General features: G+C 39.9%; 10 protein-coding genes. 6 read left to right on the forward strand and 4 right to left on the reverse strand.

Features of this window, described 5'->3' with window-relative positions; genetic code table 11:
* Positions 1-13: 13 nt before the first annotated feature.
* On the reverse strand, positions 14-2416 hold the full coding sequence (locus EZ456_RS18515) for a carboxypeptidase-like regulatory domain-containing protein (RefSeq protein WP_131532700.1): 2403 nt from the start codon (positions 2414-2416) through the stop codon (positions 14-16).
* Positions 2417-2881: 465 nt separating this feature from the next.
* Here EZ456_RS18515 and EZ456_RS18520 point away from each other — a divergent pair, with 465 nt between their 5' ends.
* The 5 genes from EZ456_RS18520 to EZ456_RS18540 are packed head-to-tail and all read left to right on the forward strand — an operon-like array spanning position 2882 to position 10298.
* Entirely contained in the window at positions 2882-4885 is a 2004-nt protein-coding gene (locus EZ456_RS18520; RefSeq protein WP_131532701.1) for an alpha-L-arabinofuranosidase C-terminal domain-containing protein, read from the forward strand.
* A 16-nt stretch (positions 4886-4901) separates the two neighbouring features.
* Entirely contained in the window at positions 4902-6440 is a 1539-nt protein-coding gene (locus EZ456_RS18525; RefSeq protein WP_131532702.1) for an alpha-N-arabinofuranosidase, read from the forward strand.
* A gap of 4 nt (positions 6441-6444) precedes the next feature.
* Entirely contained in the window at positions 6445-8376 is a 1932-nt protein-coding gene (locus EZ456_RS18530) for a glycoside hydrolase family 97 protein (RefSeq protein WP_131532704.1), read from the forward strand.
* Between the two features lie 10 nt (positions 8377-8386).
* The gene (locus tag EZ456_RS18535; RefSeq protein ID WP_131532706.1) at positions 8387-9322 is read left to right on the forward strand and encodes a glycoside hydrolase family 43 protein; all 936 of its coding nucleotides are present in this window, start codon (positions 8387-8389) and stop codon (positions 9320-9322) included.
* Between the two features lies 1 nt (position 9323).
* Complete coding sequence (locus tag EZ456_RS18540) at positions 9324-10298, forward strand: glycoside hydrolase family 43 protein (RefSeq protein ID WP_131532708.1); 975 nt, start codon at positions 9324-9326, stop codon at positions 10296-10298.
* Positions 10299-10558: 260 nt separating this feature from the next.
* On the opposite strand, the gene EZ456_RS18545 is transcribed toward EZ456_RS18540, so the two are convergent.
* The 3 genes from EZ456_RS18545 to EZ456_RS18555 are packed head-to-tail and all read right to left on the reverse strand — an operon-like array spanning position 10559 to position 15163.
* Positions 10559-12904 (reverse strand): glycoside hydrolase family 127 protein, encoded by a 2346-nt coding sequence (locus tag EZ456_RS18545; protein ID WP_131532710.1) that lies wholly within the window; start codon positions 12902-12904, stop codon positions 10559-10561.
* Positions 12905-12918: 14 nt separating this feature from the next.
* On the reverse strand, positions 12919-13788 hold the full coding sequence (locus EZ456_RS18550; RefSeq protein WP_165501376.1) for a sialate O-acetylesterase: 870 nt from the start codon (positions 13786-13788) through the stop codon (positions 12919-12921).
* A 1-nt stretch (position 13789) separates the two neighbouring features.
* Entirely contained in the window at positions 13790-15163 is a 1374-nt protein-coding gene (locus EZ456_RS18555; RefSeq protein ID WP_225876569.1) for a rhamnogalacturonan acetylesterase, read from the reverse strand.
* A 753-nt stretch (positions 15164-15916) separates the two neighbouring features.
* Here EZ456_RS18555 and EZ456_RS18560 point away from each other — a divergent pair.
* The gene (locus EZ456_RS18560; RefSeq protein WP_131532714.1) at positions 15917-22954 is read left to right on the forward strand and encodes a type I polyketide synthase; all 7038 of its coding nucleotides are present in this window, start codon (positions 15917-15919) and stop codon (positions 22952-22954) included.
* The last annotated feature ends 3 nt before the right edge of the window (positions 22955-22957 follow it).

Below are 22957 nucleotides of genomic sequence, written 5' to 3' on the forward strand. Positions count from 1 at the left end.
ATGATGTAACTGGTTATTGAACTTTATAGGCTGTTTTGGCCGATACTGCCACTCCTTTATCGGTAATTCCATCGGCTTTGATCAAAATATCTGTTTTGTTATCACCATTAAAATAAGTAATGGTTGCTTCGCCATTTTCGTTGGTTTTTACAGATGGTGTCCAGAAAACAGTGGTACGTAAATCTTTATTTGGTGTTGCCGGACTGCTGTAATTTGGAGAATAAAAAGTTCTTGCGGCATAATAACCGTTTAAATTGAGGTTCAACAAGTCTAAATTTGGTCCGCGCAAAGCCTCATCCTTTAAATTAAGACTGATCAGGTATACATCTTTTCCGGTACTGTTTAACAAATGCTGAATTTTAACCTGATTAATCTGATCCATGGTTAAACTATAGTAATCTAAGCGCTCGGTAAAGAGTTCTTCCCTGTTGTTTACTCTAATAACCGGCCTAACTTTTTTTCCATTGGCAATAAAAGTGACCCCTTCACTGCCCAGACTATCATTTTCTTCTGCCGGATAACTTCCTTTAGCCTTGGTTAACAGAAAATGCTCCAATCCTTTATAAGAATAATCGGCTGCTGTAATGTTGAAAACTTCCTCTGGATAACCAAATGAGGTAAGTATATCCTGAAACAAAACCACCTTGTTATTCTGAGCGGCCTTAATTTCAATATCGTTAAGGCTGATCGAATCGCCAAACTTATAAGTCCGGTTATAATCCATGCGTTTTCCAATTTCTACGTTCAAGGTGTTAGAAATTCCAGATGAGATTGTTTTTAATGGCGCTAAATTTAAAGGTTTAATCAGTGTATCAATCTGTAGCCAACCACCTTTTTTACCTTTATCATCTTTTGATGAAATTTTAACTGCTTGATTGCCATACCAACTGAGCCCATCCAAGAAATAATGTCCATTCTGATCAGTTTTAGTAGTAAAAATTTTATCACCTGTAAAATTGGTGCCGAACAGGGTGATATTCATATTCGGAATGGGTTTATCGGCCAGTTTCTCTCTTACTAATCCTTTTATCGTGATGCCAGGCTCTGGCAAATAGCTTATTTTAATTGCCGAATCGGCCAGTTTTCTCCAGATATAATCTCTCCAGCCCTGGGTAAGCAACAATAAGTCTAGTTGTTTTAAACGAGATGGGTTTTTAGCATCAAAATATTGTGCTGCGTTTTTAATATCTCCTTTTACTTCCGATTGTAGCGTCAAATACGACACGATATCACTTTCATCATCCGGAATAAGGCCATCAACCGCAGCTAAAGAAAATGACGTTTTAGCCGGCTGACCAAGAAAATTGGTTGCTTTTACCTTGATAACCACTTTCTCTCTTGGTTTATAAGCTGCTTTGCTTGGGCTTATCGAGAAATTGACTTTATTTTCGTCCTGTATAAAAATTAGCCGTTCACAATTTGGCCTGTTCTGATCATCTAGCAGGGTTATGCTTGCAATACCGTTCGGAAAACCTTTTATTGGGATAGATACCGATACCGTAGCTTTACTTAATTTGATCGATCCGGAATAAATATTATCGCCTGCATGTTTAACTACAACTGAAATGGACCTATCCTTCAACTCACTGAACATTAATTCGTTGGCACTAATGTTTGCTTTAATATTTAAAGAATCGGTAGTAACATGTAAGGAGAGGCCTTTTTTAAGGCTTATAGGCATTTCTGACGAAAATTTTTCTTTGCCATAAAATCCCTCAACCTTATATTTCTCATCCGCTTTGGGCGTAAAAGCAAAAATGCCCATCCCCGCATCGGTACTTTGAAAAGTAGTTACGGTATCTCCTTTTGAAGAGATTACACTTCCTATGGCTTTAACCCCATTTCCAATGTCATCATTGGTTTTAAAGGCTACAATACTGGTTAATCCTTCAACCAACGAACCGCCCTCAGGGAAAAAGGCAATCGATTTTTTCGAATTGGAAACATCGGTTTTCTTAACCGGATTTCGGGTAAAATAAGAAGCGTTTTCGATAATATTATTGCTAATGTGGATTCGTTTTTGAAAAACAAAATCCTCGCCAAAATTCCGCATCCAATTGGTATAAGCCCTAATGGCGTACCAACCAGAAGGAATAGAATCTTTCAGCTTAAAATCACCCTTTCCCAGTCCGCCATCCAACCTGATCATTTTCCTTTCCAAAACTTCCGATTTTGGTGAAATCAGCTCAACATATAGATTATTGCTGGTGGATGTTAGACTACTGCTTTTTCCATTTACCAAATAGGCGCTAAACCAAACATCCTCGCCAGTGCTGTAATAACTGCGGTCTACCTGTAGGTATGATTTCTCAAAAAAGAGCTTAACCGATTGTTTATCTGTGGCTTTTTGTTGCGCCGAACTACAAAGTGTTACTGCACTTAAGAGGCTAAGCCAAATGTATTTTTTGAGATTCATAATTCTTTTGTCAATCATGTGAACCAGTTATTTTGCATACAAAAGCCCTACAAAAAAACATAGTCAATACCAGAATATTGGAGAAACGAAGGCTCATCATGTGTTATTGGTTAGTGGATCTTAACAGCTGCCGGGTAGCGGCCATTAAATGATTCATGTCGAATGTAAATAGTATATTTTTAAGGCGCATCCTGTAGTATCCTGCTTTTTAACGATGACAATATGTTACAAGAAAGGTTTTAAAGGTTTCGACAAAATAAATTTTAAACATCAAGTAAAAAGTTACTTTACTAAACCCTTTTACTACCTCAATCGATATTTGAGATGCTTGCATCGTTTTTCCTAATGCTAAGATTGTAGAATTTATGAAAAAAACATTGATGAATAAAAAAATAACTGTTCAAATAACGTTTATTATTTTAAATATTTTACTTTTACCATTAGATCTTCCAAATATTAAACCGTATGAAATTAAATTACCCTGTAAAAAGTGTGTTTTCGGCATGCATAGCCTATGCTGTAATTGGAATTGCAGATATCTCAGATGTGCAGGCACAAACTGCAAAAGTGATCAAAGTTAAAACCGACCAATCTATTGCCAAGGTGCAGCCGAATATGTGGGGTGTTTTTTTTGAGGATATTAACTTTGGTGCTGATGGTGGTATTTATGCCGAACTGATCAAAAACCGTTCATTTGAGTTTGCAAAACCGCTAATGGGCTGGACCATACAGCGGAAAAGACCACAGGAAGGTGAAATATTGGTGGTAAACCGTAAGGAAGTAAACACCGCAAACCCCCGATATTTACAGGTAAAAAAACAAACCGACGATTTCGAACTCCTAAACGAGGGTTTTAAAGGCATCGGTGTAAAAAAAGGCCTTCGCTACGATTTTTCGATGATGTACCGTCAATCGAAGCCAGGCATTAAACTCGTGCTATTATTAAAAGATGCGAACAATAAAATCATCGGACAAGGAAGTTTAACGCCTGACCAAACGGGTAGCGACTGGAAAAAACAATCGGCAAGTTTTACCGCTACCGAAACCGATCCTAAAGCAAAATTCTCTGTTCTGTTTCAGGGAAATGGAAATATCGATTTGGATATGATTTCGTTGTTCCCTGGCGACACCTGGAAAAGCCGTCCACAAGGATTAAGAGCAGATATGGTACAATTACTGGCTGATATGAAACCGGGGTTTATCCGCTTTCCAGGTGGCTGTATTGTAGAAGGAACCGATCTGGCCAACCGTTACCAATGGAAGAAAACCATAGGCCCGATTGAAAACAGGCAGCTAATTATGAACCGTTGGAATACCGAATTTGCACATCGCCCCGCACCCGATTATTACCAGAGTTTTGGCTTGGGCTTTTTCGAATATTTCCAACTGGCAGAAGATATCGGTTCGGATGCACTTCCGATATTAAATTGCGGTATGGCCTGTCAGTTTAACTCAGCAGAAGTTGCCTCACTTGACGAACTGGATCCTTACGTTCAGGATGCTTTAGACCTGATCGAATTTGCCAATGGCGATGTAACAACCAAATGGGGAAAAATGAGGGCAGATCTTGGTCATCCAAAACCTTTTAATTTAAAAATGATGGGTGTTGGAAACGAAAACTGGGGGCCACAATACCTGGAGAGAGTAGCAATTTTCACTAAAGCCATAAAAGCTAAATATCCCGATTTTAAACTGATCAACAGTTCAGGAACCGACCCTGAAGGCGATCGTTTTAATTTATTGAATACCACTTTAAGAAATAACAATGCCGATTTTATCGATGAGCATTATTACCGCCCTGCCGATTGGTTTCTAAAAAATGCTGGTCGTTACGATAACTACCCAAGAAATGGATCAAAGATTTTTGTAGGGGAATATGCCGTCCATGCCGATAAAAATCTAACAGGAAGCAGCAAAAACAATTGGCAAAGTGCCCTGGCATCTGCTTCGTTAATGACAGGTTTAGAGCGCAATGCCGATGTAGTACAAATGGCCTCATATGCTCCACTCTTTGCACATATTGATGCATGGCAATGGGCACCCGATATGATCTGGGTAGATAATTTAAAATCATATGGCACACCTGATTATTATGTTCAGAAACAGTTTTCTACAAATAAAGGAACCGATGTAGTTTCGATTACGCTTGATGAGAAGAACATTATCGGTCAGGATGGCCTTTACGCTTCTGCCGTAACCGATCAGGTAAAAAAAGAACTGATCATTAAAATTACCAACAATTCCGATCAGGCACAAAACATTGATTTCGACCTGGAAGGAAAAATGAAATTAAAAAGTAAGGCCAGCAATGAGGAAATAGCGAACAGCAACCTGAATCAACTCAACTCTTTCGAAAATCCTGAAGCGGTTAGTCCGCAAAAAAGCACGATTAACCTAAAAGGTAAAAAGCTCAACATCGCTTTAAAGCCTTATTCTTTTAATGTTATCAAAATTCCATTTAACCGATAGATTTAACGAGATCATGATGAAAAAACTTCTCTTCTCTGCCACAATGCTCTGCTGCTCCATTTTTGCGCAGGCACAAAACGAAACGCAGTTAACCATTAAACCCGCCGCCGATCAAATTGTAAGCAAGCACATTTACGGTCATTTTTCGGAGCATTTAGGCCGATGTATTTATGATGGTTTTTGGGTGGATGAAAATTCGACTATTCCCAATAAAGGAAGAATCCGTTTAGATATTGTAGATGCCCTGAAGAAAATAAAAGTCCCTAATCTGCGCTGGCCAGGCGGCTGTTTTGCTGACGAATACCACTGGAGAGATGGCATTGGACCAAGAAACCAACGTCCGAAAATGGTAAATACCAATTGGGGCGGCGTAACCGAAGACAATAGCTTTGGTACACACGAATTTTTAGACCTTTGCCAGATGCTCGATTGCGAGCCTTATATTGCCGGGAACGTGGGCAGCGGAACTGTGGAAGAAATGGCAAAATGGGTAGAATACCTGAACTTTGATGGTGTAAGCCCGATGACAGCCATCCGCAGCCAAAATGGAAGAGAAAAACCATGGAAAGTTACTTTCTGGGGTGTGGGTAACGAGAGCTGGGGCTGTGGAGGTAACATGACACCTGCTTATTATTCTGATTTATACCGCAGGTATGCCACTTACGCACGTAACTATCCAGGTGCTCCGCTAAAAAGGATTGCAAGTGGCGCAAATTCAGGCGATTACAATTGGACAGAAACCTGTATGAAAAACATCGGCAATCAGATGTGGGGATTAACTTTACACTATTACACCATCCCGACAGGAAACTGGGGCACAAAAGGATCGGCAACTAAATTTGATGAAGCACAATACTTTTCGACCATGAAAAACTGTTTAAAAATGGAAGAACTGGTAACTAAACACTCGGCGATAATGGATAAATATGATCCTAAAAAGAAAGTGGCTTTAGTGGTTGACGAATGGGGAATCTGGACAGATGTAGAACCCGGAACAAACCCAGGTTTCTTATATCAGCAGAACAGTTTACGCGATGCTTTAATTGCTGGTACTACTTTGAACATCTTTAATAACCACTCCGATCGTGTTAAAATGGCAAATCTGGCACAAACGGTTAATGTTTTACAGGCCTTAATTTTAACCGAAAAGGATAAAATGATCCTAACCCCTACTTATCACGTTTTTGATCTTTATAAAGTGCACCAGGATGCCAAATATCTGCCGATTGCCTTTACCAGTCCTGATTATACTGTAGGCGATCAAAAAATCCCTGCTTTAAATGTTTCTGCTTCGCAGGATGCAAGTGGTGCGATCCATATTTCATTGGTCAATTTAGATCCGAACAAAAAAATTGCGCTGAGTACGGTTTTAGATGGTTTGAAATGGAGCTCGGTAACGGGACAGATTTTAACTTCGACTAAACTTACTGATGTAAATACGTTTAGCGATTCGAACAAAGTGCACAATGCAAAATTTACCGGTGCAAAAAAATTGGGCAATGCACTTAAAGTAGAACTGCCTGCTCAATCAGTTGTTGTTCTCGAATTAAAATAAACTCATGAAATACAAAATCAAAAGCATTATCCTCTTATTGCTTTCGGCTACCCAAATAGTTAAAGCACAAACCGGCTATGAGATAAAAAGCCCGGATAAAGAACTGAGTGTTTCTGTTTTTCTAAAAGACAAACAGATTTTTTATACCATAAACAGAAAAAATGTGCCTGTATTGGCAAATTCTGCACTGGGTATAATCCGTGAAGATGCCGATTTCGCCAAAAACCTTTCTATGTTATCGGTTTCTAAAAATGAACTGGTTAAAGACAATTATACCTTAAAAAATGGTAAAAGGTTAAACAATCAATACCTGGCTAACAAAAGAGTTCTACACCTGCAAAATGCATCTTCAAAAAAGATGGATATTATTTTTCAGGTTTCGAATGATGGTATAGCTTTCCGTTATTATTTCCCTGATGCCGATACGCAACTTAAAAAAATCACCGAAGAAAAAACAGCTTTTCATTTCTTCGAAAGTACAAAAGCATGGATGCAACCCATGTCGGTAGCCAAAACCGGTTGGGAAAGCACCAATCCATCTTACGAAGAACATTATCAAAAAGAGATCAGTGTAGGTACGCCTGCGCCAACCGAAGCAGGCTGGGTTTATCCGGCGCTTTTCAACTACAAAGACACCTGGCTATTGGTTACTGAAGTGGGTTTGGATGGCAGTTATTGTGCTACACGCTTAAAGCAAAATTCTCCAGAAGGGAATTATCAAATCGGTTTTCCTGATGCGCGAGAAGCTTTTACCAACCAAAATGTAAATCCCGAATCTATCTTGCCATGGTACACCCCTTGGCGCGTAATTGCAGTTGGAAGCCTTAAAAAAATAACCGAATCTACTTTAGGTACAGATTTAGCTGCTCCTGCTAAAGCAGATATTAATCCCCATCTGTTTCAATTAGGGAAGGCTTCCTGGAGCTGGATCATGTTAAAAGACAATTCAATCATCTACGACATCCAGAAAAAATACATCGATTTCGCGGCTGATATGAAATGGGAATACTGCCTGATTGATGTGGATTGGGATACCAAAATCGGATATGAAAAAATGCAGCAATTAACTGATTATGCTAAATCGAAAAATGTTGGTCTACTGCTATGGTACAATTCTGCTGGCGATTGGAACACCGTAAAATATACGCCAAAGAATAAACTAACCACTCATGAAAACCGCTTAAAAGAATTTGCCTTATTGCAAAAAATGGGCATTAAAGGCATCAAGGTCGATTTTTTTGGCGGTGATGGCCAATCAATGATCCGTTATTACCTCGAACTTTTCGAAGATGCGGCCAAATTCGGTTTAAATGTAAACTGCCATGGGGCAACTTTACCAAGAGGATGGCAACGTACCTACCCGAACTTAGTGACCATGGAATCGATCAAGGGTATGGAATTCATCACTTTTGATCAGAATAATGCCAACGAAGAGCCTTTACACGTCACCACCATTCCGTTCACCAGGAATATCTTCGATCCGATGGATTTTACACCAATGAACCTGTCTAAAATTCCAAATATTAAACGTAAAACTACCCACGCCTTCGAATTGGCTCTGCCAGTAATTTTCCAATCTGGGGTTCAGCACCTGGCCGAATCGCCCGATGGAATGGCTACGGTACCAGGTTATGTTAAATCGTTCCTACAAACCTTTCCATCAAGCTGGGAAGATACAAAGCTGATTGATGGTTATCCAGGTAAATTTATAGTGATGGCACGTAAAGCTGGCTCAAAATGGTACATCGCCGGGATAAATGGAGAAGCAGGTACAAAAACAGTTACCTTCGATATGGCTGAATATAAAGGCAAAAAGGCAAGTCTGATTACCGATGGCGACGAGCCACTTTCGTTTACTCGAGTGGAAATGACGCCAAACGCTGATCTAAAAATAAATATGAAAGCTTTTGGCGGATTTGTAATCGTTATAGAATAAATTAAAGATCATGAAAAAACTAATATGCCTTTCCGTGTTGTTGCTATCAGCATTTTTTAATGCTGAAGCACAGTCTAAAAAGGAGGTTTATCTCTTTGCTTATTTTAAAGGTAATGGCGAAGATGGTTTGCACCTGGCTTATAGTAACGATGCCTACAAATGGACAGCACTTAAAAATGATCAATCATTCCTTACTCCTACTGTAAGCAAAGATAAACTGATGAGAGACCCTTGCATTATACGTGGGGCTGATGGCTTATTTCACATGGTTTGGACAGTGAGCTGGAAAGATAAAGGTATTGGCTATGCCAGTTCGAAAGACCTGGTTAACTGGAGCGAACAACAGTTTTTGCCTGTTATGGTTAAAGAAGATGGAGCCAGGAACACCTGGGCACCCGAAATCACCTACGATAGTCGCACCAAAACCTATATGATTTATTGGGCTACAACCATTAAAGATAAGTTTAATGAAACAGCATCAACTGAAGAAAGCGGCTACAACCACAGAATGTATTACGTCACAACTAAAGATTTCAAAACCTATTCTGAAACCAAACTACTTTACGATCCGGGATTTAACGTAATCGATGCCACTATCGTAAAAGAAGGCAAACAGTTTATCATGTTTTTAAAAGACGAAACCCGCGAACCAGCTCAAAAGAACATCAAAATGGCTTATGCCGATCAATTGATTGGCCCTTACAGCAAGGCAGGAAATCCGATTACGGGAAATTATTGGGCCGAAGGGCCAACAACCTTAAAAATCGGTAATAACTGGATGGTGTATTTCGATAAATACCGCGATCATAAATATGGAGCAATCCAGTCTACAGATCTAAAAAACTGGGTTGATGTTTCTGACAAAATCTCTTTACCAAAAGGGTTACGACACGGAACCATCCTTACCATTAAAGCAAAAGAATTAAAAACCTTATTAAATCAATAATATGTTGAAGAATTTTAAAATATACGGATCAGTTTTAATGCTTTCAATTGTTCATTTCACCATCAAAGCACAAGAGAAAGTCATCGTAGCTAAAGGCAATCCAATTATTACCGATAAATACACTGCCGATCCGGCTGCTTATGTTTATGGCGATTCGGTTTATCTGTATACCGGGCATGATGTAGCACCAAAACCAAAAAACACCTACGAAATGCACGAGTGGTTGTGTTATTCGTCAGCAGATATGGTTACCTGGAAAGAACATAAATCGCCGCTTAATGTAAAAGATTTTGCCTGGGCAAAAGATGATGCCTGGGCTTCGCAAGTGATTGAACGAGATGGTAAATTTTATTGGTATGTAGCCATTACCCATGGTACTATCCATGGAAAATCAATCGGTGTGGCAGTGGCGGATAATCCAAGAGGCCCATTTAAAGATGCGATTGGAAAAGCTTTAATCACGAATGACATGACCACAGATGTTAAAATCAGTTGGGATGATATCGACCCTACCGTAATTATTGATGATGATGGTCAGGCTTATTTATTTTGGGGCAATCAACAATGTTATTACGCCAAGTTGAAAAAAAACATGATCGAATTGGACGGGCCAATCCAGAAGGTTAATCTGCCCGAATTTACAGAAGCACCATGGGTACACAAGCGCAAAGGATGGTACTATTTGTCATATGCCTCACAGTTCCCGGAGAAAATTGTATACGCCATGAGTAAAAACATCAATGGCCCCTGGGAGTATAAAGGTATTTTAAATGAAATTGCCGGGAATTCTAACACGAACCATCAATCGATTATCGATTTTAAAGGCAAATCATATTTCGTTTATCACAATGGCGCTATTAATAACGATGGAGGTAGCTTTAGGCGCTCGGTTTGTATCGATTACCTGAATTATAACAGTGATGGAACGATGAAACGTGTGGTAATGACTTCTGAAGGCGTTAAGAAAGCGAAGTAATTGGTCTCCGTGGTCTGTGTCTCCACAGACCACTTACATAAATCCCCTCGCGCGTCATGTTAAACTTGTTTCAGCATACATCATGCTTGGCAATTATCCGTCATTGCGAGGCACGAAGCAATCCTACAACTATGGGTGTGCATTTCAGTAAATAATAAAACGTAGCTACCGCCTTAAGATTGCTTCGTGCCTCGCAATGACACTTTTATCTCTTGTGGTTTGTGGGTACACAGACCATGGGGAAAAAGGACGTCAACCAACTATTTCACCAACCTCACCTCATATATATTCGCAATAGCTGATCCCTGATCAGCAACAAATTTCACTTCTAAATCTGCTTTTAACAGCGCTTTCGGAATCGTGTATTGCTGTGTATAAAAAGTATCACCTTGGCTCCCATCTAGCTTTACATTTCCAATTGCAACATCATTGATCAGGATAGAGAAGTTTCTATTCTTTTCCTTTCCGAAATAAGTTAAACTCAGTTTATTTGCAGATAAATCTTTGTTTTTAAGCACATAGCTAAACCACCCTTTTCCATTTCTAAAATGTCTTTCCTGATAAGTTCCGTTATCGGTTTGCTCACCCTTAAAATTATGATCCGATTCTGGTTGTTGTTCACCTGTATTAACCAGATCGACCGTTTGGCGCTCAATCATCATCTGCGCTTCTTCTGCTACCTTAATTGCTTTTGCGCGCTCTGGCAATGCCTCTGTGCTACTGTAAGGAAAATATACCACATATCGCTTTTCGGCCAAAGTATAAAAAGGAACCAGTTTTAAAGATTTGTATTTTGACTGATAAATCGCATTTTGAGCACTAAAGGTTAAACTGTTTTTATCAGTCAATGTAATTTCGTTTGCTAAGGTGTTTTTAGTTCCTGTAACGAGTGGTGCATCGCTGATCGGGAATAATGATCCTGAAGCAATATGCCCCATCCTGCTGCCATCGGCTGTTAAATTAGGTTGATTTAAAGTATCCATCGCTGCAGCAAGTACAATCGGACCACGGAGAAAGGCTACCCAATCAGAACCATCTGGCATAAACTCCGTAGAGGTGTGCATCGGTAAGGAAATGTTAATCACATCACCAGTATCCCAAACACGATCGATAGTGGCATAACCATTGGTTTCGCTTTTAGCGGTTACTTTCTTTCCATTCACCAAAACAGTCATTTTTCCAGGCTCAACCCAAGATGGCCGACGGAAATGTAAAGCAAAACGCTGCTTGTTCTTTACCTGAAGTTTAAGTGTGGTATTTTCTGCATCAGGAAAAAGTGTTTGCTGCGTAAGCTGAATACCTTTTTCTTTCCAGTTTAAGGCAGAGGGGATAAAAAGATTTACATAAAGATCATTCGTGCTATGGGCATAAATCAACTCTCCATATTTGCCATGATTCTCCAACCCTGAACCTACACAGCACCAAAAACTTTCCTGTGGACTCGAATAAGTACGGTAATGCCCTGGTCGCATCGGCGTAAAATATACAAAACCACCTTCTGGCCGTTGCGAAGAAAGGATATGATTATAAAGTGTCCGTTCGTAATAATCGAGGTAAGTATTTGAAGGAGCAGCCAAAAACAACTGTTTGGTCAGCTTCAGCATATTGTAAGAATTGCAGGTTTCGGGCCCTTCACGCGATTCGATCATTGATGAAAAGTTATTGGCCGGATGAAAATGTTCCCTCACGCTGTTTCCACCAATGGCTACCGTTCGATGCTTGACCACAGTTTTCCAAAAGAAAGCGGCGGCGTTGGCCCAATCGGCATCTTTATTCTGCAAAGCAATTTCCTCGAAGCCGATTACCTTCGGAATCTGTGTATTTGCGTGCAAGCCGTTTAAAGCATCCGTGTTTTTCAATAATGGATTTAGAATAGATTGATCCGAAAACCGCTTGGCCAATTGAAGATACTTTTGATCACCCGTTATTGCGTAAACATGGGCGAACGTTTCATTCAACCCACCATGCTCACTTTTCAAAAGTTCCTGCACCTGTTGATCGGATAAATTGGAAACCAGATCTACACACCAGTCGGTTAGTTTGAGCAGCATCTGCTTTGCTTTTGCATTGCCTGCAACCGCATAAGCATCGTAAAGACCTGCGTAAATTTTGTGGATATTGTACAAGGGCACCCACTTTCCATTCAGCGAAAAACTTGACGACTTAATGTTGGCTGCTTTAATCTCCTTCCAGATTTCTTTTCCCCCTGGGATACCTGCCAAATAGCCATCACCATTTTTTACCTGGCATTTATCCAGTTCAGCAATCATGTATTCCATCCGCTCTTTCACCCTTGTATCGCCAGTTGAAGCATACATTAAAGCCAGGGCCGACAAATAATGTCCACCCATATGCCCATCTAAACCCGTGTTTTCCCAGTTTCCGTAAGATGCTGCTTTGGGTTTTAATCCTGCCTCCCTCAAATAAGGAGCTAAAAGCCTATCTGCATTTAGCGATAGCATGTATTCTTTATCGGTTTCCTGCGCTTGTTTAAAAGGTCCATCGAGCAAACGGACTTCATTTAAGCTGAATGGATGTAAGATTGCCTGTCCGAAAGCAGTGATGCATAAGATGGCAAAAAATACAAGGGTAATTATTTTTTTCATTGCTGAATGATGGTCTATTTTAAATGTTTATTCATCTCTTTGGCCATTCTTAATCCCAGTTCCCATGTCCCGTTGGTACCAAAATGAATATGATCTTTTGGATAATGCGTATTTTTATCATTCGCCCTCTGGCTAAGATCATCAGTGATTATCACATAAGCATTACGGACAGATAATGATGTTTTAGCGCTCGATGCCACTTCACGCTGTCCGGTTCGAACTTCATCTATTGCTATACTCTTATTCGGTGGTGGGTAAACATAACCGTAAACAAACAACATATTGACTGTTTTTAAATCTTGTCTGACCCGAGTAATGAATTGCTTCAAGTTTTTACCGTAACTCTTGCTTATTTCCCCACCTTTATCAGCATCGGATTCGCCCTGCTGCCACAACATGCCCTTAATAACAGGTTGATAACCATGTTTGACTAAACTATCCAATCCAGTTTTAACCGTACTCATAAATACTTTATATTGCAAACCTTGGTTTAATGTATCCTTTCGATCCTTTCCCGGATTCCATTGTTCATAAAGATTGGTACCACTATGTGCATGTTTTATAATGGCGATACGAGCTTTTGGACGAAGATTTTGTAATTGTGATCCAAAACCCAGTTCTGGACCAAAGCGGTCGGGCGATTCTGATGAAGCATGTAATGGAAACCATTGATTAGGTGAAAAATTACTATTAAGATGGGCTTTTCCTGAATGATAAATCAAAACCCTATGATCAACTTTCATCGAATCATCCATATTGGACAAATATCCTTGACCAGTTGCATTCGACTGTCCACCAATTAGATAAACTTCAATCACAGGCTTTTTTTGTCCGAAACAAGAAAAACCAATAAAAGTTAATAGTAAAATTAAGTTACCTCTCATTTTAATTCCCATCAGGCTTAACCACACTACTTTTGGGGCTCTCCGGCCAATGCCAATCTGCCGGGTTATCTGGTTTTGCAGGATCAAATTTTGGCAGATCATCTACCAAATATTTGGCAATTCCCAGTTTCTGTTCTTTAATCCCCAAGATGATACATTGTGCAATTTCATAAGCACCATAAGGATTAAAGTGCGTATTATCGGCCAATGCCTTATCCTGACCAGGATAACTATTAGCAGGATAATGAACAAAGGCTTTTTTCGATGGCTCCTCGCCCAAAGCATTAAACAAAGTCGAGGTCATGGCATTCAGATCAATTAAAGCAACTTTTTCTTCCCCGGCCACTTTACGTGCTGCAGCAGGGAAATCGCCAAGAGAGTTTACAATTTTTCCATCCGGGCCAAAAGATCTTCTACTGGTTGAGGTAACCACAACCGGGATTCCTCCTTTTTTCTTCACTTCTGAAATAAATGTTTTTAACCTTTCGGTGTACGATTTATAAGCGCCATCGTTTGGACCTTTATCTTTTTGATCGTTATGTCCAAATTCGATGAACAAATAATCACCAGGCTTCATCACACTTAAAACCTTCGCTAATCGTTTGCTTCCTAAAAACGAACCCAGTGTTAATCCCGATTCGGCATGATTGGCAATGGCAACCCCTGGTTTAAAAAAACGTGGAATCATTTGCCCCCACGATGCCCATGGCTCATCATCCTGATTCACCACCGTCGAGTTCCCCGCTAAGAAAACAGTAACCTGGTCATCAACCCTGGTAATTTCAAGGGCTTGTAGTGCCGTTTGGTGATCAAATTCTAAAGTCAACTTATCATCCCAATCAAGTTTGGTAAGTTCGCGTGGCTTTAACGAAACCAATTGCCCACCAGCAATGTGTTTATCCTTAACATTTACAATAAATGTTTTGGTTAGCGATTGCCCCGCTGTGATTTTTACATCTTCGAGCATTAACCTTCTCGATTCGGCTTTTATCGTGCTTAACGTTGCCCCCTTCGGATCGCCAAGTGTTACCGTGATTTTGTAATTACCTTCAGGAACCGCAACCGAAAAATAAAATGGTTTATTGCTTTTAACCAGATCTGAAGTTAAAAGATTCTTCCGACCATAATCTATCCCTTCAACTTTCGAATCAAAATCAAAACCATAGCCTTTTTCTTTACTGTAAGCATCGTTAGGTAAAATTTGTGTATAGCCTTTAGCAACCTTTCCAGGTCCGAAATCGAATTTGTAACTGGTTTTTTCCTGTGCTTGTGACAGATTGGCCATTAAACCAAGAAAAACAAATGGCTTAATAAACTTTTGAATGCTCATATAGTTTGGATTTGGTGCACAATCTGGTTCAAAGGTTTTATCCATTCAGATCGTTTTCTCATAAAATTTGAAATCTGGCTAATTAAACGTCATAAAGACGATTATCATACGAATATATAAAAACAATTTTCATTTAAAACGATAATGAACAGATGATTTAGAATTTAAGCATTTTTTATTCCGAAACATCTCCTCATCAAATATAAAAAACAACAAATACGAAATATTAAATACTAATTAAACATACACAATTAGACAATTTAGAATGCCAAAAAAAATTCAGCAATTCTAAATTAAAAATCCTCAATACAGACAAACGCGATCATATCATATTAAAAACGCTATTCCTTAAACTAAAACGGATAAAAATTTAATATTTTTTAGCTAAAAAATTAAAAAAAATGAACTTAAAGAATAACAAATCAAGCAATTACAAAAATAAATTCATAAATTAACCCATTATTAATATTAACCCAATGTGGGGCACCTTCTTTTGTATTTAAAATATAAATAAACTATAAAAGGAAGTATAATTGAAATTATTATTGAGAATTTTGTTCATAAAATTCATTTTTGAATGAAAAACAGATTGCTTTTAAAGCGCTTGTTCAGTTCATTCATTTATAAACTTTTAAAACAATTTGACTTAATCAAGTCGTATCTTAGTCTAATTAATCATACACACTATCTTCAGCGCTAAAAAGCTGTGTTATTGCGTATTACGGCCGACATAAAGAACCATTATGTTCCGCTTAAATCATCCACCAAACAGAAGAAGTAGAATCAAAATCTAAAGCCATGAACAAACACGCCATTATTGGAGTAACGCCCTTCGAAATCCCTGATAGTAGATTGGTTTCCAATTTACAAAAAGCAGATTGCTTTCCGGTTCTCAGTCTTGGACATAGCATAGTTGACGCCGAAAATGCCATTCAATCGCTTATAGCTTTGGGTATCTCCGATTTCGGTGTAAGTATCAACTTTGCAGAAATAGCTGATATTGATCTTCCTACCCAAGTAAGTTTAATTATCACACCTTACGATTTTGCGCTAACACGTAAAACATCAGCAAAAATCATCTATCAGGTTTTTGATCTGGAGTCGGCATTAAATGCACAAGCAAACGGCGCAGATGGAATTGTAGTAAAAGGAAATGAAGGTGCTGGCCGTGTAGCATACGAATCTTCTTTTGTGCTTTTTCAGCGGATTATTAAAGCAATTACTTCCATTCCGGTTTGGGTTCAGGGTGGTGTAGGCATCCATACCGCGGCTTCCTTAATGGCCCAAGGAGCAGAAGGAATTATTTTAGATAGTCAACTGGCATTATTCCCTGAATGTTCGGCTCCTGAAGAATTAAAAGTTATTTGCGGCAAATTAAGCGGAACAGAAACAAAACTGATCGATAACTGCCGCGTATTGGCCCGTCCAAATTCGCCTGCCCTTGCTGAAAACATTGACTACAAAGGTCTTCAGCAATATTTTAAAGGTTACGATCTGGAAACAAACTATCTTCCAATGGGTCAGGATATTGCTTTATCTATTGACCTGGTTAGCAAATACAAAAAACTCGATAAATTAGTTTTCGGCATAAAGGAAGCCATTTACGGTCATTTAAAACAAGCCAAAGCCATCAATATCATAAAGGCAAACAATTCGTTGGCTAAAGATTTAAATATCACCTATCCTATTGCGCAGGGACCAATGACCAGGGTAAGCGATGTCGCACCATTTGCTGATGCCGTTTCGGAAGCTGGTGCCTTATCATTTATTGCGTTATCCTTATTAAAAGGAACATCAGCAAAAAACCTGATTGATGAAACCAAAAAGCTTGCGGGCGAGAAAACCTGGGGTGTAGGCATTTTAGGTTTTGCACCACAGGAACTTAGAGATGAGCAACAGGAATATATATTAAATGCAAAACCTCCAGTTTTGTTAATTGCTGGAGGAAGACCATCGCAGGCTAAACCTTTTGAAAAAGCAGGGATTAAAACCTTTCTGCATGTGCCATCCGCTTCTCTTTTAGATATGTTTTTAAAAGAAGGTGCTAAACGTTTTGTATTCGAAGGGCGCGAATGTGGTGGTCACGTTGGTCCACTATCAAGCATGGTACTGTGGGAAAAACAGATCGAACGGTTATTAAAAGAAGAAAATCCCGAAAGCATCAGTGTTTTCTTTGCTGGTGGCATTCATGATGCTTTTTCTACAGCTTTTATTTCAGTAATGGCTGCTCCTTTGGCAGCCAAAGGAATGAAAATCGGCGTATTAATGGGCACCGCATACTTATATACCAAAGAAGCAGTAAGTACTGGTGCCATTTTAGATAAATTCCAACAGGAAGCAATGCAGGCGAACGAAACTGTTTTGCTCGAAACTGCCCCTGGACACGAAACCAGGTGTTTAAATTCTTCATTTGCCACTTTCTTTAATGAGGAAAAAAAGAAACTTCAGGTAGAAGGAATGGATAAAAAAGAAATCTGGGCAAAACTGGAAACGCTAAATGTTGGTCGTTTACGCATAGCTGCAAAAGGAATTGAAAGACGCGGCGATGAACTGGTAAAAATCGATGAAGCTGAACAAACTGATCTGGGTATGTACATGATCGGTCAGATTGCACCGATGCATAAAGAAGTGATGTCATTGCTCGATCTTCATCAAGATGTAGCCGACAATAACTATTCACATATTTTAAACGCCACACTTTCTTCACCTCCTGAAAATAAAGCCAAAGCACTGGATGTTGCCATTGTGGGTATGGCCTGTATTTTCCCTGGGGCCAAAAACCTCGAAGAATACTGGCGCAACATCATTTTGGGTAAAGATTCGGTAACCGAAGTACCAGATGAAAGATGGAATAAAGAGCTATATTATAATCCTGATTCTACTGCAGGCGATATGTCGCACTCTAAATGGGGCGGTTTTATCCCGAGGATAGATTTTGATCCTTTAGAATTTGGTATTCCGCCACAATCGCTTGCGGCCATAGAGCCTACCCAATTGCTCACCTTAATGGTGGCCAAACAAGCCATGCAACATGCAGGTTATGCTGATGGTGGTGTCGACAATGAAAATGTATCTGTAATTATTGGTGCCGAAGGTGGAAACGACCTCGCCAACAGCTATAGTTTTAGAGGTTTTTACAAACAGGTTTTTGGCGAAATGCCAGCAGAAGTAGATGCTGTATTACCAAAAACAACAGAAGATTCGTTCCCGGGTATTTTGGCGAATGTGATTTCGGGCAGGATCACCAACAGGTTAAACCTGGGCGGCAGAAACTATACGGTTGATGCAGCTTGCGCTTCATCTTTGGCAGCAATTGACCTGGCCTGTCAGGAGTTATTTTTAGAAAAATCGGATATGGTTTTGGCCGGCGGAGCAGATCTGCATAACGGTATTAACGATTACCTGATGTTCTCGAGCACGCACGCACTTTCTAAAAAAGGAAGATGTGCCACTTTCGATGCCGAAGCAGATGGAATTGCACTTGGCGAAGGTATTGCCATGATCGTGCTAAAAAGATATGACGATGCTTTGCGTGATGGTGATACCATCTACTCAATCATTAAAGGCGTTGGTGGCTCAAGCGATGGCAAAAGTCTTGGTTTAACTGCTCCACGCAAAAACGGACAGGTAAATGCTTTGGAAAGGGCTTATAGCCAGGCAGGAATTACCCCATCACTGGTCGGGTTAGTAGAAGCACACGGTACAGGTACTGTAGTTGGCGATAAAACAGAAATCAGCGCGCTGACCGATATGCTCAACCAATCAGGCGCTATCGCCGGACAAACACATTTAGGCTCCGTAAAAACGCAGATTGGCCATACCAAATGCGCCGCCGGAATTGCAGGTTTAATCAAAGCATCACTCTCGGTTTACCATGGCATTAAACCCCCAACAATCAACTTAAAAACACCAAATAGTTTCTACAATGCCCAAACCAGTCCATTTGCTTTCCATACCGAGGCTGGTTTATGGATGGAAGAAAAACGATATGCTGGCGTAAGTGCTTTTGGTTTTGGCGGAACAAATTTCCATGCGGTATTAGAAAGTGCTCAAAATACCGAAAGCAAAAATTCGATCTTAAAATCGTGGCCTTCTGAGCTTTTTGTTTTCAGAGGAGATACTTATGAGGAAGCTAAAACACGTATAATCTCCGTAAAAAACCTTTTAGAACTGAACGATCAGATCGAACTAAAAGATATTGCCTATAGCCTGGCAACTGCTGACACAAAACCTGTTCAATTAAGCATCGTTGCCAATCATGCTGAAGATCTGGTGATGAAAATCGACCTTGTTTTATCTGGCGTAGAAAGTAAAGACACTTACCTTACCCAAAAACAGGAGGGCAAGGTAGCCTTTATGTTTCCAGGTCAAGGTAGCCAAAGGGTAAATATGGCAAGAGATCTTTTCGTTGTTTTTCCAGAAATGAGAAAACTCCTGAAAGCTTATCCTGAATACGAAAAAGTCCTTTTTCCAAATACAGTATTTAATGATGCTGATGCAAAAGCACAAAAAGAGCGCATCAAAGATACCCGCATGGCACAACCGTTATTGGGTATTGTTGATCTGGCGATAGCTAACTTCTTAAAATCATTGGGCATTTTGCCTGATATGGTTGCTGGCCATAGTTATGGCGAATTGCCTGCACTTTGTTTTGCAGGTGCTTTTGATGAAGAAGTTTTGGTTCACTTAAGCGCAGAAAGAGCAAAATCTATTTTAAATGCAGTAGAAAACGGTGATCCGGGTACTATGCTTGCTGTAAGTGCAAAACAAGAAGACCTTGCCAAATACCTGGGCGACATCAAAGATGTGTATCCGGTAAACTTTAATGCGCCAACACAATGTGTAATTGCAGGTAGCACTGCAGCTATTGGCCAATTAGCGGCAGTTTTAAAAGAAGCCAAAATATCTTTCCGTCCGCTTGAAGTAGCCTGCGCATTCCATAGCCCTTTGGTGGCCAAATCGAAACAGCTTTACCAGCAAGTGCTTTCAGGTGTAAACTTTAATGATCTTACAATCCCGGTATGGTCTAACACTACGGCAAAAGAATACCCTGTTAAAGCTGCAGCAGTTAAAGAACGTTTAACCGACCATTTGATAAAACCTGTCCTTTTTGTTGAAGAACTAAGGGATATGTATGCTGCCGGAGCCAGGGTTTTCGTAGAAGTTGGCCCTGGCAAGGTGTTAAGCGGTTTAACCAAAGCTTGCATCGGCAAAGACGAAGTGATTTTACACACCGAAGATCAAGGTCAGAACAAACTCAGCAATTTGTTGGGTACTCTGGCGGGTTATATGGCAACTGGCCGCGAAATCAAGCTCGAAAAATTATTCGAAGGCCGTTCAGTTAAAGTCATCAAATTGGATGAACCTTCAATTTATAAAAAAAGTCCGGCAATCTGGTACGTGAACGGCCAACATGCTGTTCCATCAACAGGTAAACTTCCGGCAAATGGTGCCTCCCCTATCACTAAACCGATTATCCTTATGAATAACACCTCTACACCAACTGAAAATCAACAGGTTAATGGCTCAGCTAAAGATTTGATGATGCAGGAGTATCTGCACAGCATGAAAATGTTGATTCAAGCACAACGCGATGTGATGCTTTCCTTTTTAGGACAGGCACCTGCAATGCCTTCGCAAATCATTAGTCAACCTTTAACATCATATCAGGCACCTCAACCTGTCCGTATTGAAAATCAGATTACGATAAAACAGGAAGTACCACAAGCGCAAACTATCGAAATTACGCCAGTAATTGCACAAAAAGACTTAAAACTGGTGCTTTTGCAAATTGTGAGCGATAAAACTGGCTATCCACAAGAAATGCTGGGCATGGAAATGGATCTTGAAGCCGATTTAAGTATCGATTCGATTAAACGTGTAGAAATTATTGGTGCTTTACGCACCGAATTGGGTGGTTTTTCTCAACTAAACCTTCCAGAAGATAAAATTATGGAACAGCTTGCCGGCCTTAAAACCTTAAGCAGCCTGGTAAACTGGATTAAAGAAAACACTACTCAACCAGCTGCTCCTAGTGCGTCCGCTCCGGTAGCGATGCCAACAAGTCAGCCTGAACAGACGAAATTCTCATTAGATCAGTTAAAATCGGCCATTCTTGATGTGGTGAGTGAAAAAACCGGCTATCCAAAAGAAATGCTGGGCATGGATTTAGATCTTGAAGCGGATTTAAGTATTGATTCGATTAAAAGGATGGAAATTATCGCCTCTTTAAAAGAAAAAATCGGATTTGGTTCGCAAGGCGACCAGGCTGATGATTTAATGGAAAAACTGGCCGCAATCAAAACCTTAAATGCCCTGATTAACTGGATTGCCGATGTTGAAGCAGAAAGCTCGGAGGTGCTTACAGCAGCAAAAAAGCTTATTGAGGAGAGCATCGATGATCAAACGGCTAAAGAAAAATTATCCCGTTTAAGATTTGAGCTAACTCCTGCTGCGCTTACCGTTACAGAAGCAGCCATTTTAAAAGGTCAGCGTTTTGCCTTAACCAATGATGGTGGCGGGCAAGCGATTAAAATCAAGAAAGTTCTGGAGAAACATGGCGCCATTGCCGATCTGGTGAGCTTTGAAGATTCATTGGATGGCTACCAGGGACTCATCATTTTGAACATGTTCGAAGCACAGCAAAAAGTGGGCATACTTGATCATTTCGCAACCATTAAAAAACTAAACTTTGATACTGTAAAATGGGTTTACCTAATTGCAGATACCAAACAGTATTTTAACGATCAATCGGATATCTCTTTCTTAAGAAATTACCAGGGTTACTCGGGTTTCTTTAAAAGTTTAGACCGTGAATATGAGCATACCAAATGCCGTTTTATCAGTCTGGAAACAAAAATGTCTCCTGATGAAATTACCAATATTACCTTAAACGAGATCTTGAATCCGGATAAACCTTCGGAGATTATTTACAACGACCATAAAAGGCATATTATGGAGCTTGTGCCTCATCAATTAAGCACTGAAACTGATGCACACATCCATTTGGATAAAGATGCAGTAGTGATGGTTTTAGGTGGTGCGCAAGGCATTACCGCCGAATTGATGATCCATTTTGCGAAAGATTATCCTTGCAGGTATATTTTGGTGGGCCGTTCTGCAAATCCAATAGCTTCGGCAAACGAAGCCAGTTCTTCGCTGAAAACCAAAGATGAGATCAGGCAATATGTGATTAAACAGGGTGAAATTAAAAAACCTGCAGAAATAGAGCAAGAAACTAACAGGATTTATAAAAACAACCAGATTTTACGTTGCATCACAACCTTAGAAGAAGGTGGATCTACTGTGGTTTACGAATCTTTAGATCTTAAAGATGAAGAAGCACTGACCCGTTTGATCAACCAGGTTTACGAAGATTATGGCCGTATTGATGGTGTAGTACATGGCGCAGGTTTACTGGAAGATAAACTCTTCCATAGCAAAACTTCTGAATCATTCGGACGTGTTTTTGACACCAAAGTAACACCGTTAAGGGTATTGGCTGAGCAATTAAGACCAGAAACACAATTTGTGATCCTGTTCTCGAGTATCGCTTCTGTTTATGGAAACCGCGGACAAACCGATTATGCCGCAGCAAACAGTGTAATGGATAAATATGCCTGGGCCTTAAAACAGAAAATTCAAGGCAAGGTAATGGCCATTAACTGGGGGCCATGGAAAGGCGCAGGTATGGTTTCGCCAACATTGGAGAAAGAATACCAACGCAGGGGAATTGCCTTAATCCCTTTACAAGATGGAATGGAAACTTTCTTGAACGAACTTAAATATGGTAAAGAAAGCCAGGTATTAATCATGGCTGGAAACACCTGGACATAGAAT

This window comes from Pedobacter psychrodurus, from assembly GCF_004331735.1.
Classification (GTDB): Bacteria; Bacteroidota; Bacteroidia; order Sphingobacteriales; family Sphingobacteriaceae; genus Pedobacter; species Pedobacter psychrodurus.

What these genes read in the sequence shown, in the direction of transcription:
- EZ456_RS18550 (WP_165501376.1), bottom strand. Translation starts at nt 13,788, where the DNA reads ATGAGAGGTAACTTAATTTTACTATTAACTTTTATTGGTTTTTCTTGT.
- EZ456_RS18515 (WP_131532700.1), bottom strand. Translation starts at nt 2,416, where the DNA reads ATGAATCTCAAAAAATACATTTGGCTTAGCCTCTTAAGTGCAGTAACA.
- EZ456_RS18530 (WP_131532704.1), top strand. Translation starts at nt 6,445, where the DNA reads ATGAAATACAAAATCAAAAGCATTATCCTCTTATTGCTTTCGGCTACC.
- EZ456_RS18545 (WP_131532710.1), bottom strand. Translation starts at nt 12,904, where the DNA reads ATGAAAAAAATAATTACCCTTGTATTTTTTGCCATCTTATGCATCACT.
- EZ456_RS18540 (WP_131532708.1), top strand. Translation starts at nt 9,324, where the DNA reads ATGTTGAAGAATTTTAAAATATACGGATCAGTTTTAATGCTTTCAATT.
- EZ456_RS18535 (WP_131532706.1), top strand. Translation starts at nt 8,387, where the DNA reads ATGAAAAAACTAATATGCCTTTCCGTGTTGTTGCTATCAGCATTTTTT.
- EZ456_RS18560 (WP_131532714.1), top strand. Translation starts at nt 15,917, where the DNA reads ATGAACAAACACGCCATTATTGGAGTAACGCCCTTCGAAATCCCTGAT.
- EZ456_RS18525 (WP_131532702.1), top strand. Translation starts at nt 4,902, where the DNA reads ATGAAAAAACTTCTCTTCTCTGCCACAATGCTCTGCTGCTCCATTTTT.
- EZ456_RS18520 (WP_131532701.1), top strand. Translation starts at nt 2,882, where the DNA reads ATGAAATTAAATTACCCTGTAAAAAGTGTGTTTTCGGCATGCATAGCC.
- EZ456_RS18555 (WP_225876569.1), bottom strand. Translation starts at nt 15,163, where the DNA reads ATGGATAAAACCTTTGAACCAGATTGTGCACCAAATCCAAACTATATG.